Source organism: Salirhabdus euzebyi, from assembly GCF_014207435.1.
GTDB lineage: Bacteria > Bacillota > Bacilli > Bacillales > Alkalibacillaceae > Salirhabdus > Salirhabdus euzebyi.
On record NZ_JACHGH010000008.1, the window covers coordinates 1 to 15,838 of the forward strand.

The window sequence follows — 15,838 nt, forward strand, 5'->3', positions numbered from 1 at the left end:
TTTTCCAAATTCATCTGTACATTAAAGATAAGCACATGCTAAGGAAGGAAATACACGTAGACTCCTACGAGACAGCGCGAGCCAAAGGTGCGCGTTGTGTATTTCCGTAGCGGTGGAATTCTGACACATTAAATTACGTCGCATTTTCCATCAACTTTAATAGAAGCAACTACACGGTTACGGAAAGTCTTCTTTAAAAAGAAAAACGATTGTACGAAACAAAAAACAGTGAGGAACACCCCACTGTTTTTTTGTTTAATATACAGATGTATTGTCTTTGGACATGTTCTCTAAAATTTCTTTTACTCGTTTTAAGAATTGACCGCAAATTAATCCATCTAAAATACGATGATCTAGCGATAAGCATAAGTTCACCATATGACGAGCAGCAAACATTCCATTAATAATTACTGGCTTTTGAACAATAGATTCAACTTGTAAAATAGCTGCTTGGGGATAGTTAATAACTCCCATTGATTGAACAGAGCCAAAGGATCCCGTGTTATTCACCGTAAAAGTTCCGCCTTGCATGTCAGCTGATGTAAGTTTTCCAGAACGAGCTTTGCCAGCAAGTGTATGAATATCTTTAGCGATTCCTTTTATGCTCTTCTCATCTGCATTTCGAATAACTGGAACAAATAACTCTTGGTCTTTCGCGACAGCGATGGATAAGTTAATATCTTTACGCTGAATAATTTTGTCCCCAGCCCATGAACTATTGATTTGTGGGAATTCTTTCAGTGCCTGCGCAACAGCTTTTACAAAGAAAGCGAAAAAGGTTAAGCCAAAGCCCTCTTTTTGTTTAAATTCGTTTTTAAGGCTATTGCGATATTCCACCAAATTCGTAACATCTACTTCAACCATCATCCAAGCATGTGGAATTTCCTGTTTTGCCCGAACCATATTTTGTGCAATTGCTTTTCGGACTCCTGTAACTGGAATTTCAATATCCCCTGTAGCTGTTTCTACCTGAGATGTTGGAGCAGCTGATTGCACATTAGTTGGTTGACCTACAGGTGTAGAAGTAGGTTGAGCAGCAGTTGTCGATTGGGCTTCTGCCTTCGGAATCAAACCTGTTTCGATTATTTTCTCCAGGTCCTTTCTCGTAATCCGCCCACCTCGTCCTGTTCCTACTACCTGATCTAAATCAATGTCATTTTCTTGTGCAAGTCTTAAAACGGCAGGTGAATAGCGCTTTTTCATTGACTGATCACCTGAAGCATCTTCATTGGAAATCGTTTCTTTTTCATTTGTATTAGCTGTTGACTTTGTTGCTGCTTCATCTGCAGCACCTTCAACCTCGATGTAACACATTAGTTCCCCTACTGCTATCGTTTCACCTTCTTTTGCAACTAATTCCTTAATTGTTCCCGTAAAAGAAGATGGTACCTCTGCATTTACTTTATCCGTCATTACTTCTGCAATAGGGTCATATTTATTAACTTTATCTCCCTCTTTAACGAGCCAAGTACTAATTGTCCCTTCCGTTACACTTTCACCTAGCTGAGGCATGGAAATTTTTTCTTGTGCCAATGGAAGTCCCTCCTTCTAAAACGAATTAATATTCAGCAAGTTCTCTCATTGCTTTTTCCACCTTGTCTGGATTCATCATAAAGAATTTTTCCATCGGTGGTGCATAAGGCATTGCTGGGACGTTTGGTCCTGCTAGACGTTGGATAGGTGCATCTAAGTCGAATAAGCAATTTTCCGAAATGATAGCAGATACTTCACTGATGATGCTACCTTCTTTATTGTCTTCTGTTACAAGTAATACTTTTCCAGTTTTCTTCGCCGCTTCAATAATTGCTTCTTGATCCAAAGGATAGACTGTTCGCAGATCTAAAATATGAGCAGATATACCTTCTTCGGCAAGCTTTTCTGCAGCTTGTAAAGCGAAATGAACACAAAGTCCATATGTAATGACAGTAATATCAGAACCTTCGCGCTTTACATCCGCTTTTCCGATTGGCAATACATAATCATCTTCTGGAACCTCTCCTTTAAGTAAACGATAAGCACGCTTATGCTCAAAGAAAAGAACTGGATCTTCATCACGAATGGCTGCTTTTAATAATCCTTTAACATCATATGGTGTGGATGGCATAACAATCTTTAACCCTGGTTGATTTGCAAATACTGCCTCAACAGATTGGGAATGGTACAAAGCACCATGAACGCCTCCACCATATGGCGCACGAATCGTAATTGGGCAATTCCAGTCATTATTCGAGCGATAACGAATACGAGCTGCCTCAGAAATAATTTGGTTGACTGCAGGCATAATAAAGTCGGCAAACTGCATTTCTGCTACGGGACGTAATCCGTACATTGCAGCACCAATACCTACCCCAGCAATCGCTGATTCCGCAAGAGGAGTATCAATAACTCTTTCTTCTCCAAATTGATCATATAGACCATCTGTTGCGCGGAAAACACCACCTTTTTTCCCAACATCCTCGCCTAGAACAAATACTTTTTCATCCCGTTCCATTTCCTCTTTTAAGGCTTGTGTAACAGCCTGAATATAAGACATTATTGGCATAGTATTTTCCCCTCCTTACTCTGCGTAAACGTATTTTAATGCACTTTCTGCTTCCGCATATGGTGCATTTTCTGCATAATCTGTTGCATCATTAATGATTTTGGCCATTTCATCATGTAGCGCTTTTTCTTGCTCATCATTTAAAATGCCATTTTCTTTTAAGTAATTAGCAAACGTAATGATGGAATCTTTCTTCTTTGCTTCTTCTACTTCCTCACGTTCACGATACGTACGGTCATCATCATCACTAGAGTGGGCTGTCAAACGGTAAGATACCGCTTCAATTAACGTAGGTCCCTCACCTTTAACTGCACGTTCTCTTGCTGCTTTCACTGCTTCATAAACAGCTAATGGATCATTACCATCAATCGTAAATCCTGGCATTCCATATCCAATTGCACGATCTGAAACTTTTTCACAGCCAAGCTGTTTTTCAATTGGTACAGAAATAGCATATTTATTGTTTTCTACCATTGTAATTACTGGAAGCTTGTGTACCCCGGCAAAGTTTAATCCTTCATGGAAATCACCCTGGTTAGAAGAACCTTCCCCCAATGTAACAAAGGAAACAAAATCTTTCTTTTCCATTTTTGCAGCTAGTGCAACACCTACTGCGTGTGGAACCTGGGTCGTAACTGGGGAAGACCCTGTTAATATACGGTTTTTCTTTTGACCAAAATGTCCTGGCATTTGTCTACCACCTGAATTTGGATCTTCCGACTTCGCAAAACCCGAAAGCATTAACTCACGAGGTGTCATTCCAAAAGCAAGTACAACTCCCATATCACGATAATATGGTGCTGCGTAGTCCTTTTCACGATCTAAAGCAAAGGCTGCCCCAACTTGTGCTGCTTCCTGCCCTTGACAAGAAATAACAAATGGAATTTTACCTGCGCGGTTTAATAACCACATTCTTTCGTCGATTTTTCTAGCTAAGAGCATTGTTTTAAACATTTCTAAAACTTGGTCATCGCTTAAGCCTAATGCTTCATGACGGCTTTTCGCCATTAAAATCCCTCCTTTAAAAAGTGGACAATGTGAATATTTTTTTATTTATCCGTGAATTTGCTTGCCTTCAACAGCTAGTGCGGCTTCACCGATTGCCTCAGATAACGTTGGATGAGGATGAATCGTATGACTAATTTCCCACGGAGTTGCATCTAATACTTTCGCTAATGCAGCTTCTGTAATCATATCCGTTACATGTGGTCCAACCATATGAACACCTAATAAATCATTCGTCTTTTTATCTGCAACAATTTTAACAAATCCATCTGACTCTCCAAAAACAAGCGCTTTTCCTATTGCTTTAAAAGAAAATTTTCCAACTTTCACATCGAAGCCTTTTTCTTTGGCTTGTTCTTCTGTCAAACCAACACTTGCAACTTCAGGGTTTGAATAAATACATGTAGGTACTTGCTCATAATTCATAGGGTATGGGTTTTCATTCGCCATATGTTCTACGGCAACAATTCCTTCATGCGAGGCAACGTGTGCTAGCTGCATACCGCCAATCACATCACCAATTGCATAAATATGAGACTCTTTCGTTTGATAATAGCTATTCGTTTGAATAACACCTTTGTCTACTACAATATCAGTGTTTTCGATTCCAATATTGTTGACATTTGCAGCTCTTCCAACAGATACGAGCATTTTTTCAGCTTGAAACGTTTTTTCTTCGCCGTTCTTTTCAGCCTTGATTTCTATACCAGCAGACTTATTCAAAGTTTCAGGTAACACTTTAGCACCTGTTACTATTTTAATTCCTTTTTTCTTCATTAAACGTTGTACTTCTTTGGAAACCTCATGATCCTCTGTTGGCAGAATGCGATCCAAATATTCTAGGACTGTTACTTCTACCCCGAAATCAGCTAGCATAGATGCCCACTCTATTCCAATTACGCCTCCACCGACAATTACTATAGAGGCTGGAAGAGTTTCCATTTCTAGCGCTTCATCAGAAGACATAACTGCCTCCCCGTCTATTTCCAATCCAGGTAAAGAACGTGGCTTCGAGCCTGTTGCAATTAATACATTTTTTGGTACTAGCATTGCATTTTCTTCTCCATTGTTTAGTTCCACCGAAATAGTACCTGGCATTGGTGAGAAAATACTTGGACCTAAAATTCGCCCAAAACCTTCAAACACATCTATCTTTCCCTTTTTCATAAGTCCCTGGACACCTTTATGTAACGTGTCCACAATATTTTGTTTTCGTTCTTGAACTTTTAGGAAGTTAACTTTAGGTTCCTGAACTTCGATTCCAAACTTATCAGCTTCCGTTGTTTGGCGAAATACCTCCGCACTACGAAGCAAGGCCTTAGAAGGAATACATCCTTTATGTAAACAGGTTCCTCCTATTTTCCCTTTTTCTACAACGGCAACCTTCATTCCGAGCTGGCTAGCCCGAATTGCAGCTACATAGCCACCAGTTCCCCCACCAAGAATGACTAAATCATACTCTTCAGCCATACTTATTCACTCTCCTTTCATCGTTGTTATGCAGGATTTGGATACTCTTTTGCTTGTTCTTCATTTCTAAGTACACGTAAAGATCCTTCTGTTAAAGCTTGTAGTTCATCTTCACCTGGGTAAGTTAAAATATCAGCAATCCATTCAACCCTTTGCTTAATAAGATCAACAAATTCTTTCCCATAAGCAAGCCCACCTGTTAAAACAATAGCATCTACTTCACCTTTTAAAACTGCACTCATTCCTGCAATTTCTTTGGCTACTTGGTAAGCCATTGACTCATACACTTCCAACGCTTGTTTATCACCTAGCGCAATAAGCTTTTCTACTTCTACTGCATCATTTGTTTGTAAGTACCCCATTAATCCACCGTTACCTACTAATTTTTTCATGATTTCGTCATAAAAAAATTCTCCACTAAAACACATAGCTACAAGATCACCAGCAGGTACTGTTCCAGCACGTTCTGGGGAAAAAGGACCATCACCATGAAGTCCATTGTTAACATCAACAACTCGACCATACCTATGTGCACCTACGGTAATACCACCACCCATATGTGTCACGATAAGGTTAATATCCTTATAATCTTTGTTTAAATCTTTTGCCGCTTTTCTTGCAACTGCTTTTTGGTTTAACGCGTGAAAAATACTTTTTCTCGGAATTTCAGGTACGCCTGACCTTCTGGCAATTGGGTCTAACTCATCTACTACTACAGGATCAACGATAAAAGATGGGATATTTAGCCCTGTCGCTATTTCATGTGCTAGAATTCCCCCAAGATTAGAGGCATGTTCACCGTTATAACCCTGTCTTAAATCCTCTAACATCTTGTCATTAACGTAATACGTACCACCTTCTATCGGTCTTAAAAGACCACCGCGACCACAAACAGCATCTAATTTCGAGATGTTAATTCCTTCATAATCTAATGTTTCTAATATAATTTCTTTCCTAAATTCATATTGATCAATAATTCGGTTATATTGGGATGTTTCCTCCGTAGAATGGCGGATTGTTTTTTCAAAAATACACTGTTCATTCTCAAAAACACCAATTTTTGTCGAAGTAGAACCTGGATTAATTACCAATATGCGATAATTGCTTTGCTGCAACTTTAATGCCCTCCATTATTTCTAGTTGTCTTATACTTGTCTGTTTTGTTTTTCTTAACATTTACTATTCTATTTGAAAGAACAAAAGTAAGGGATTGCTAAAAATCCCTTACTGCTTTTCTTATCTTCTGGATAAAATGTGGTGACCATTTTGTAAAAATGTGCTTCTTGATTGCTGCATACTATTAATTCTTTCTTCTGCCATACGGTCAGCGGCAACGTTTGTCGGTATGTTATCGCGCTTAGAAATTTCAAATACTTTTTCAATGTTATCGTAAATTGTTTCGATACGTTTCATTGCTCTTTCACGGTTATATCCATATAGTTCATCTGCTACATTTATAACACCACCGGCATTAATAACATAGTCAGGAGCATAAACGATTCCATTTTCATATAGAACATCCCCATGCTTAGACTCAGCTAATTGGTTGTTAGCGGAACCAGCGATAACTTTCGCCTTAAGTTTAGGAATAGTTGAATCATTAACAGTTGCTCCTAAGGCACATGGAGCATAAATATCACTTTCTACATCATAAATATCATTGGGATCTACTGCTTTTGCACCAAACTCATCAACTGCTCTTTGTACAGCTGCTTTATTTATGTCTGTTACGATTAATTTTGCCCCTTCTTCATGCAAGTGACGGCAAAGACTAAAAGCAACGTTTCCTACTCCCTGTATAGAAACAACCTTACCTTCTAGTGAATCGGAACCATAGGCCTCTTTGGCAGCAGCTTTCATTCCACGATACACACCATAAGCTGTAGCTGGAGAAGGGTTTCCAGAAGAACCAAAAGCAGGTGAAATACCTGTTACGTAACTTGTTTCTTGATAAATGGTATCCATATCATGAACTGTTGTACCAACGTCCTCAGCTGTAATGTAGCGACCATTTAAACCTTGAATATAACGACCAAATGCACGGAACAATGCTTCGTTTTTGTCTTTTTTCGGGTCACCAATAATAACCGTTTTTCCACCACCAAGATTTAAACCTGCAGCTGCATTTTTGTATGTCATACCTCTAGCTAGACGTAATGCATCTACAATAGCATCTTCTTCAGAATCATATGTCCACATACGAGTACCACCAAGGGCAGGTCCTAACGTCGTATCATGAATGGCAATAATCGCTTTTAACCCTGAATTTTTATCTTGGCAAAATACCACTTCTTCGTAATCATACATTTCTAAGTACTTGAATAATTCCATTATATTTCCTCCTCTGAGTCTTTTTTTGCTGTTAATAATGCTAAAACTAATGAATATAATTTGCTCTCGAAACTATCGGAACGAGAAGTTAAAACAATTGGAGCAGCAGCACCACTAATGACAGCGGCAACCTTTGCATTTGCAAAATAAATAAATGATTTATAAAGTGCGTTCCCTGTTTCTATTGTCGGAACTAATAAAATATCTGCCTTACCTGCTACTTCCGAATGTATTCCCTTTTCTTTTGCAGCCTCTAGAGAAATAGCATTATCAAAAGCTAAAGGACCGTCAACAATACACCCTTTGATTTGACCCCTTTTTTGCATTTGAGTTAAAGCAGCACCATCTAGCGTAGCTTGCATAGAAGGATTCACAACTTCAACCGCTGACAATGCGGCAACTTTTGGGTTGTCAATACCAATTTTGTGGGCAACCTCTACTGCGTTCTGTGTGATTTGTGCTTTTTGTTCTAAATCTGGATTCACATTCATCCCAGCATCTGTGAGTATAAGAAGACGGTCCTGGTTCGGAACATCAAATACAGCCACATGGGATAGAACCTTTCCTGTTCGAAGTCCATAATCCTTATGAAGGATTTCTTTTAGCAACACTTTAGTAGGTACTTTCCCTTTCATTACTACGTGTGCTTCTCCAAAATGGACCTTCTTTACAGCTTGTTCAGCTGCATTCTGATCAGACTTAGCATGAACAATTTTTATATGCTTATTGTTTACATCTAATCCAATATTTGAAGCTAATTCTCTTATTTCTTGTACGTCACCAAACAACATAAATTTCGCAATGCCATGTTCTATAGCATTTTTTATTGCCTTTAAAACTTCTTTATCAGCCGCTTGCGCTACCGCAACAACTTTTTGGTGACTATTTTCTTTCAATTTGTCTAACAACGATGTTAAATTCATATCTTTCCACCTCTTTTGGTTAAGAAAAATTGAGTGAGGGAATACCACCAGTAATAAAAGTGCAAAAATAATATTATGCACATTTTTCGTCCCCATAAACTATATATGCAAAAATCATGCCAAACCAATTTTATGAAAACGCTTTACTAATTGTGGAAAACATCATGCAATTTATTGCATTCATGAAAAATCTTGCGTGCTATCTTTGTCAATATTATGTTTATCTAGTTTATAATATAAATTACGAATCGAAACATTTAATTGCTTAGCAGTCTCGGTTTTATTAAAATTATTCCCCTTTAATGCCTTCATTAATAAATTCTTCTCATATAAATCTAAAGAAGTTTGCAACGAAGTACCCTGTAGGTCTGTATAGTCAGGTAATGTCTTCGTTTCCGACACTTGTTTGGCAGATTCACGCAATGTAGGTATATGGTCCATTCCTATTATATCTTCATGATTTTGCATATAAATCATCGCTCGTCCAATAATATTTTCTAGCTCTCTAACGTTTCCAGGAAAATGATAACCTTTCAAATACTGAATTGCTTCATCACTGATCGTTTTTACATGTCTACCATAGTCTTGGTTTAATTTTTCTATTAAATGATTTACTAATGCAAGTAAATCTGTCATTCGTTCTCGTAAAGCAGGAATATAAATAGGAAGTCTGTTTAATCGATAATATAGGTCTTCTCTAAATTCAGCCTTCATTATTGCTTTCTCTAAGTTGACGTTAGTGGCGGCGATAATTCTTACATCTATTTCTATCGGCTTCGTACCACCAACACGAACAATTTCATTTTCTTGTAAAACACGCAGAAGCTTCGCCTGCATTTGAAGGGAAAGTTCACCAATTTCATCTAAGAAGATACTTCCAAAATTTGCTTCCTCAAAATATCCTCTTTTTCCACCTTGTTTTGCTCCAGAAAAAGCCCCTTCCTCATAACCGAATAGCTCACTTTCCAAAATAGACTCCGCAATAGCTGCACAATTCACTCGTATAAACTTATTATGACGTCTGTTACTCTCGTTATGGATAGCATGTGCGAACAGTTCTTTACCCGTACCAGACTCTCCTCTAAGTAAAACAGTAGCAGGGGTTTTTGCTCCTACTTTGGCTTGCTCCAAAGCAATCTTCATTTCTTCAGACTCCGCGATAATATCATCAAATGTATATTTTGCTTCTAAATTTCTAATAATTTGTCTTGCTCGTTTTAATTCGTTGGTTAAGGACTCAATTTCTGATACGTCATGGATGACCCCTACACTACCTTTCAATTTCCCATCCACAATGACTGGTGCAACATTTACGATGACGTCCTTTTTTGCAGGTCCCACTCGCATCCTAGCACCTCTTACCGCCCGTCTCGTTTTCAATACCCTTAAGTGCATGCTTTCTCCTTCAGAAATATCAGCTGTAGCTGGATGACCAACAACATCCCTTTTGGTTAATCCTGTTATACGAGTATAAGCTGGATTTATCATCAATCCAATTCCATTCTCATCTACTACAGAAATGGCTTCTTCTGAGGAATGAATAATAGCTTCTAACATCGTTTTTACATCTTTTAAATCCGTTATCTCTTCTGCTAAATCAACCACTTCCGTAATATCTTTGAACACCGCAAAAGCGCCAATCAGTTTTCCCTCCGGACTGATTAACGGAATCCTTGTTGTAATTACTTTTTTGCCGTTTTCTAACGTTAATTTTTGATTTACTTCTTTTCTTCTAATATTTAAAACGTGCGGCAATCTCGTGGTAGGAATGACCTTTTCTACAGGAATATTCATCATATCTTTAATTTTGTAACCTAATATTCGCTCTGCACTTTTATTCACAAAAACGATTTTTGCTTCTTCATTGATTACAATCATCCCATCATGAATAGCATTTAAAATGAACTCTCTATTTTGGGCCTGGCTCTCTAGTTCACGTAATAATGTTTCTTTTTCGTCCAACAACTGAGAAGTGATAAACGCTACTGCTCCAGGTATAACGACTGTTTTCTGGTTTTTTTCTTTCATAATTTCCTGAAATACCTTTTCATTACCTGTTGCCTCAATAACAATGTCTACTCCTAAAGGAAGCCAATCACGAAAATCTTCTCCTGTCTGCACACCATACTGTTCAGCCAACTTTAATCCAGGAGCATCTTTATGTATATCAACAATAGCCATGACATTTAGCATATCTGATTCTGCTAATACTTTAAGTAAAGAGGTTCCACCTTTTCCTGCACCAACAATTAATACACTTTTCATTATTAAGCTCCTTACCCTGCAAATTATTGCACAAGTCAATCATAAGAGAGTTTGACATTTTTTGCAATAAATCGTTTCTTTATTTTCAAGTAACCATTCCTCTGCTATACTTCTTTTTAGGGAAATGATAAAAGGAGTTATTGTTATGTCACGTTTTATTGCATTATTAATCATTGTCATTCCAGGTATCATAGCTACAATTGGTATAAAGTTAATGCGCGATGCTATATTTCATATTGTTTATCCTGTTTTCTTCCATTTTGTTATACAGTTTGTTATTGGATTAGCTTTTTTCATACTCGGTCTAACCTTTATAGGTGGATTCATTCTACACCGTGATCGAAAAAGAAACTTAACTAAAGGGCGTTTTTCAAAACAAAAAAAGAGCTGAATGCATGTGTAAATGCTTTCAGCTCTTTCTAATAATACTAGGAATTAATTTAAATTTTGAAAAAATATTTCATAAAGAGATTGTACAGCTGGTTCTAATCCTTTTTCCTTAATACCAAACATCATGGAAACTTCTGAGGAACCTTGGTTGATCATGACAATGTTAACATTGGCATTTTCAAAAGCTGTTGTCGCTTTACTTGCCACTCCTGGAGTACTATTCATTTTCTCTCCAACGAGCATTATCATCGCTAAACCTCTTTCAATGGTTACAGTGTCCACCTTCAGTTCATTTTGTATTCTTTCTATAACAACCTTTTCTTTTTCAATTGGCAATTGATTTTCGCGTATAATCACGGACATGTCATCAATTCCAGAAGGAGCATGTTCAAAAGAAATACCTTCATCTACTAATATTTGAAGTAAATTTTTCCCAAAACCAATTTCTCTGTTCATCAAATATTTACTTACATAAATACTTAAGAATCCTGCGTCACTTGCAATTCCCATTACGGGAGTATTGGGATCTACTTCTCGTTCTGAAACAATCATTGTTCCTGGTTGATTAGGATTATTTGTGTTTTTGATGCATACAGGGATTTTTGCTTTAAAGGCTGGGATTAAGGCTTCATCATGGAAAACGGAAAAGCCTGCGTAGGATAACTCACGCATTTCTTTATAGGTTAGAACTTTAATTTCTCTAGGGTTAGAAACAATGTTAGGATTTACACAGTAAACAGAGTCTACGTCTGTAAAATTTTCATAAAGCTCTGCTTTTACTCCGGCTGCCACAATAGAACCAGTTATATCTGATCCTCCACGCGGGAAAGTCATTAAGGCCCCATCGGGAGTATAACCAAAAAATCCGGGAATGACCAAAATTCCTTCACGATCATTTAGTTCAAATAATCTATCATAGCTTTCCTCAAGTACTTGTGCGTCTCCTGGCTGATCACTAACAAGAATCCCTGCTTCTTTAGGATTCACATAAGAAGCATCGTAACCTAATGATTGAAGATATAAACTTAAAACTTTTGCTAATGTGTCTTCACCCATAGCTTTTAATGAATCTAATCTGTTTGTTTTCAGGCTGTCATTATGTAAAACCTGATTAATGGATTCGTCAATTTCATCTAACAGTTCTGTTGATAGCTTTAAATTTTCTAACATCGTTTGAAAACGAACTAAAATATTTGTTTTTGCATCCTCTATAGGTTTGCCCGATGCAAAGTTATTTCCCAATTCAATAAATAAATCTGTGACCTTAATATCTTCCTTATTTCGCTTTCCAGGTGCAGATACAACAATAAACTTTCTCTTCGGGTCACTCACAATAATATTAGCCACTTTTTTAAGCATGTTGGCATCAGCTACGGAACTTCCTCCAAATTTAGCTACCTTCATAATAAAATAAATTCACCCCATAAATGCGATTGTATTTTGTTACATCTATACATTTTAACATGAAAGGGTGAAAAGATTAATTAATATCTTGTTGTGTTCATCTTATTGGGAATCGCAACAAACGAAATAAGCAGTTGAAATATGCCTATAATGCCTCTGAAATTGGGTAACCAAATGGGCTTCAAGCGTCATTCAACTGCGATAGTATAAGGCTAAGACCAAGCACTAAGGGTCTCTCAAAGTATTCTGCTAAAGGGGTCTTATAGCACTTACGATAGCTTTGGCCACTATAGCTCAAGTTTTCATAGAAGCCGTATCATGATCGAATTCCACTAAATCCCATGAAGTAATGATACCAATAGGGGCTTGATCTTGTCCTCCATTTTCCGTTAAAATAACTGCTTCCAACTTTTGTTTTTTCTTATAATATTCCTCAAACGTATTTTCCACGTCATATACCGACGATTTTTTTTCTAAACAGGCAACATTTCTCCGTTTTTCTAATTCTAAAATATCAGCTACTCTAACATTATTGATCGTAATGACCCCATCTTTTATTCGCTGGGAAAACCACTTTGCTATTCCACCTTCCGTTAATAGTCCTTTAAAATGACCTTCCTCGTAAACAGGAAATTGTGAGTAGCCATGTTTTTCAATCGTTGATAAAACTTTTTGAAGTGATGTATAGATATCAAAAAAGATAACAGGCTTTGAAGCCAACTTAACTGCTGAAGGCGGATGATAAACTAAGTGACTAATCCTTTCAATATCTTCTACAATATCCTCATGAGGTTCAGCAATGTAGTAGCCATTATCCACTTTCTCGTGAACAATTGCATTCCTTAGCTTGGCATATTGCTTTAATTGTGAAAAATTCTCTCTTATCGAGGAATACTTTTCACTGTTTACTTGTAATAAATCTACAAAACGATCAGTTTTTCGATTTTTAGTTAGTTCTTTTAAACGAGAGTGAATTTGATTAAAAGCTATTTCAAAACGTTCCGCTCGACTCATTTCGTTTCTTAAGTTATTTTCCATATATTCACCTTTGCATCTAAAATGATAAAAAGAAGTCCAAACTTATTTTATGCAATACGTATAATTTATAAACATTGTGCCATAGAAAAAGCCTTTTATTCTATTAACGAATAAAAGGCTTTTACAGCTTTTATCTATAGTACTTTAGCTCACTTTATGCTCTAAACGCAGACGGTCAGCAACCATCGCGATAAATTCTGAGTTAGTTGGTTTTGCTTTTGACATATTAACTGTATAACCGAATAAAGACGAAATGGAATCAACATTCCCGCGGTTCCAAGCTACTTCAATCGCGTGACGAATAGCACGTTCAACTCTTGAAGCTGTCGTATTAAATTTCTTTGCAATATCTGGATATAATACCTTTGTAATAGAGCCAAGAAGCTCAATATCGTTATAAACCATAGAAATGGCTTCACGTAAATACATGTATCCTTTGATGTGGGCAGGAACGCCTATCTCATGAATAATATTTGTGATACTAGCATCTAAATCAATTTTCTTGTTTTTCAATTGCTTAGAACGTAGTGATACACTATTGTTTTTCACAACTGCTGGAATACCATGAACTTGTAATACTTGTTCTTTAAGACTTTCTAAATCAAACGGCTTTAAAATAAAATAGGATGCTCCTAAATCGACTGCTTTTTTAGTAACTTCTTCTTGTCCAAAGGCTGTTAGCATAATTACTTTCGGCAGATTTGTTTTATCTAAATCCTTCATTTTGTTTAGAACAGCCAAACCATCTATATGAGGCATTATTATGTCTAAAATCAAAACATCTAGATCTTGATTCTCCAAAATTTCTAAACACTCTTTCCCATTGTAAGCTGTCCCGACTACTTCAATTTCAGGTTGATCATCGAAGTAACCTTCCAATAATTGTACTAATTCTCTGTTATCATCTGCCAAGCATACTTTAATTTTTTCCACAAATTTTTCCTCCTCAGTTCTATATTACTCCCTTGTATTCCACATATTAATTTCGACACAACTGTTAAAATCCCTTTTTTTTAGTTAAAAACTTTAAAAAATATGTATTTAAATGGATTTTTCTTCGTTTTTCTTACTGTTATGTTATATTTCAACATATTTCGATAAAAAATGTCGAAATATCTTTATATATATTACGAAAAAGACGAGAAAAAGCGATTAACTCGCTTTTTGCTCGTCTCTTTTTCCATCTTTATAAATATCAATTCCTGCTTCTTGAAGCATCCATTCAATATGAACGCCGTATCCACTTGTAGAGTCATTAACAAAAACGTGTGTTACCGCTCCAATAACTTTTCCATCTTGTATTATTGGACTACCGCTCATCCCTTGCACAATTCCACCAGTAGCATCTAATAATTCTTTATCCGTAATTTTTATAATCATCCCTTTTGTTGCTGGGTGTTTTTGCGGAACAGAACTTACAACTTCCACGTCAAAGGCTTCCACTTTTTGTCCTTCTATAACCGTTAAGATTTTAGCAGGACCTTCTTTTACTTGATGGGATAGTGCAATTGGCATTGGTTTGTCCATCACATTGTTTTTCACATTTTGATTTAATTCACCAAATATGCCGAAAGGACTGTTTCTTGTTATATTTCCAATTGACTCATCTTCCACGGAAAATTCGGCATTCTTCTCACCTGGCACTCCATTAGACCCTTTTTCAATGGAAGTAACATTTGATCTAACCAATTTTCCATTATGAATTTCAATTGGCTTTCTAGTGTCCATATCCGATATTACATGTCCTAATGCACCATATTTTTTGGAGTCAGGATGGTAGAAAGTCATTGTCCCAATCCCTGCGGCTGAATCTCTAATATATAGCCCAATTCGATGCTTTTCATCCTGTTCATCATACTTTGGAGTCAATGTTGTATTGAATGTCTCATCGTTTCGTTTAACCTTCAAATCTAATGCTTTTCCCTCTTCTTCTTTTACAATGGCTGCTACATCTTCTACTTTTTTAATTTTTTTCCCATTTACCTCTAAAATGACATCTCCAACTTTTATTCCTGCTTCCTCACCCGGAGACATTTTACCATCAGCTGTCTGGATTAAGTGATGTCCCACAACTAGAACACCTAAAGTGTGTAAACGAACCCCAATTGATTGACCACCAGGTATTACTTTAAAATCCTCTAAAACCTTTACATCAACTTTCTTAATTGGTAAGCCAGCCCATTCATAAAACACACTACTTTGTCCAGATTCCTTTGGAACAATATTGTTTGAAAATGCAGTTAATGATTCTTGATCTTGCTTGATATTTGCATTTGTATTGGCAAAGGTTGGTAAAGCATAACCACTTTGCTTTTCAAACAATGTTAATTGATTAGGGATGGAAAAATATTGTTTAACAGGTGACATGAACGGAATAGACAGAAATGAAACAAGGAGGATCAAGCCTATCATGATTCGCATGATTTCTCTCTTTTTCAACTGTTTCACTCTCCTCGCTTCTAACCCATAC

General features: G+C 36.8%; 13 protein-coding genes. 1 reads left to right on the forward strand and 12 read right to left on the reverse strand.

Going from position 1 to position 15,838, the window contains the following annotated elements:
• Window positions 1–255 precede the first annotated feature (255 nt).
• From HNQ94_RS13150 to HNQ94_RS13185, 8 genes are all read right to left on the reverse strand, one after another.
• A complete protein-coding gene (locus HNQ94_RS13150; protein WP_174494731.1) occupies window positions 256–1,533 on the reverse strand; it encodes a dihydrolipoamide acetyltransferase family protein in 1,278 nt (425 codons plus the stop codon).
• A gap of 25 nt (window positions 1,534–1,558) precedes the next feature.
• Window positions 1,559–2,542 (reverse strand): alpha-ketoacid dehydrogenase subunit beta, encoded by a 984-nt coding sequence (locus HNQ94_RS13155; RefSeq protein WP_174494730.1) that lies wholly within the window; start codon window positions 2,540–2,542, stop codon window positions 1,559–1,561.
• A gap of 15 nt (window positions 2,543–2,557) precedes the next feature.
• On the reverse strand, window positions 2,558–3,550 hold the full coding sequence (locus tag HNQ94_RS13160; protein WP_174494729.1) for a thiamine pyrophosphate-dependent dehydrogenase E1 component subunit alpha: 993 nt from the start codon (window positions 3,548–3,550) through the stop codon (window positions 2,558–2,560).
• A 45-nt stretch (window positions 3,551–3,595) separates the two neighbouring features.
• A complete protein-coding gene (gene lpdA / locus HNQ94_RS13165; protein WP_174494728.1) occupies window positions 3,596–5,017 on the reverse strand; it encodes a dihydrolipoyl dehydrogenase in 1,422 nt (473 codons plus the stop codon).
• Window positions 5,018–5,043: 26 nt separating this feature from the next.
• Complete coding sequence (buk, locus tag HNQ94_RS13170) at window positions 5,044–6,132, reverse strand: butyrate kinase (RefSeq protein ID WP_174494727.1); 1,089 nt, start codon at window positions 6,130–6,132, stop codon at window positions 5,044–5,046.
• Window positions 6,133–6,253: 121 nt separating this feature from the next.
• On the reverse strand, window positions 6,254–7,348 hold the full coding sequence (gene bcd, locus HNQ94_RS13175; protein ID WP_174494726.1) for a branched-chain amino acid dehydrogenase: 1,095 nt from the start codon (window positions 7,346–7,348) through the stop codon (window positions 6,254–6,256).
• Entirely contained in the window at window positions 7,348–8,271 is a 924-nt protein-coding gene (gene yqiS / locus HNQ94_RS13180; RefSeq protein WP_174494725.1) for a phosphate butyryltransferase, read from the reverse strand. Before yqiS ends, bcd begins: the two co-directional genes overlap by 1 nt.
• 180 nt (window positions 8,272–8,451) lie before the next feature.
• Window positions 8,452–10,536, reverse strand: a complete 2,085-nt coding sequence (locus HNQ94_RS13185) for a sigma-54 interaction domain-containing protein (RefSeq protein ID WP_174494724.1) — start codon at window positions 10,534–10,536, stop codon at window positions 8,452–8,454.
• 145 nt (window positions 10,537–10,681) lie between these two features.
• Between HNQ94_RS13185 and HNQ94_RS13190 the strand changes: the two genes are divergently transcribed.
• Window positions 10,682–10,927 carry a DUF2627 domain-containing protein gene (locus HNQ94_RS13190; protein WP_174494723.1) on the forward strand — a complete coding sequence of 82 codons (246 nt, stop codon included), beginning with the start codon at window positions 10,682–10,684 and terminating at the stop codon, window positions 10,925–10,927.
• Window positions 10,928–10,971: 44 nt separating this feature from the next.
• Here the strand turns inward: HNQ94_RS13190 and HNQ94_RS13195 are convergent, their stop codons facing one another.
• The 4 genes from HNQ94_RS13195 to spoIVB all read right to left on the reverse strand — a co-directional run bounded on the left by HNQ94_RS13195 (window position 10,972) and on the right by spoIVB (window position 15,789).
• The gene (locus HNQ94_RS13195) at window positions 10,972–12,330 is read right to left on the reverse strand and encodes an aspartate kinase (RefSeq protein WP_174494722.1); all 1,359 of its coding nucleotides are present in this window, start codon (window positions 12,328–12,330) and stop codon (window positions 10,972–10,974) included.
• A gap of 294 nt (window positions 12,331–12,624) precedes the next feature.
• The gene (locus tag HNQ94_RS13200) at window positions 12,625–13,368 is read right to left on the reverse strand and encodes a CBS domain-containing protein (RefSeq protein WP_174494721.1); all 744 of its coding nucleotides are present in this window, start codon (window positions 13,366–13,368) and stop codon (window positions 12,625–12,627) included.
• Window positions 13,369–13,512: 144 nt separating this feature from the next.
• On the reverse strand, window positions 13,513–14,301 hold the full coding sequence (spo0A, locus tag HNQ94_RS13205; protein ID WP_174494720.1) for a sporulation transcription factor Spo0A: 789 nt from the start codon (window positions 14,299–14,301) through the stop codon (window positions 13,513–13,515).
• 219 nt (window positions 14,302–14,520) lie between these two features.
• Window positions 14,521–15,789, reverse strand: a complete 1,269-nt coding sequence (spoIVB, locus tag HNQ94_RS13210) for a SpoIVB peptidase (RefSeq protein WP_174494756.1) — start codon at window positions 15,787–15,789, stop codon at window positions 14,521–14,523.
• Window positions 15,790–15,838: the final 49 nt, after the last annotated feature.

Coding starts and splice junctions, on each gene's coding strand:
- yqiS (WP_174494725.1), bottom strand. CDS start 8,271: ATGAATTTAACATCGTTGTTAGACAAATTGAAAGAAAATAGTCACCAA.
- lpdA (WP_174494728.1), bottom strand. CDS start 5,017: ATGGCTGAAGAGTATGATTTAGTCATTCTTGGTGGGGGAACTGGTGGC.
- HNQ94_RS13155 (WP_174494730.1), bottom strand. CDS start 2,542: ATGCCAATAATGTCTTATATTCAGGCTGTTACACAAGCCTTAAAAGAG.
- HNQ94_RS13195 (WP_174494722.1), bottom strand. CDS start 12,330: ATGAAGGTAGCTAAATTTGGAGGAAGTTCCGTAGCTGATGCCAACATG.
- spoIVB (WP_174494756.1), bottom strand. CDS start 15,789: ATGCGAATCATGATAGGCTTGATCCTCCTTGTTTCATTTCTGTCTATT.
- HNQ94_RS13200 (WP_174494721.1), bottom strand. CDS start 13,368: ATGGAAAATAACTTAAGAAACGAAATGAGTCGAGCGGAACGTTTTGAA.
- HNQ94_RS13185 (WP_174494724.1), bottom strand. CDS start 10,536: ATGAAAAGTGTATTAATTGTTGGTGCAGGAAAAGGTGGAACCTCTTTA.
- bcd (WP_174494726.1), bottom strand. CDS start 7,348: ATGGAATTATTCAAGTACTTAGAAATGTATGATTACGAAGAAGTGGTA.
- HNQ94_RS13190 (WP_174494723.1), top strand. CDS start 10,682: ATGTCACGTTTTATTGCATTATTAATCATTGTCATTCCAGGTATCATA.
- HNQ94_RS13160 (WP_174494729.1), bottom strand. CDS start 3,550: ATGGCGAAAAGCCGTCATGAAGCATTAGGCTTAAGCGATGACCAAGTT.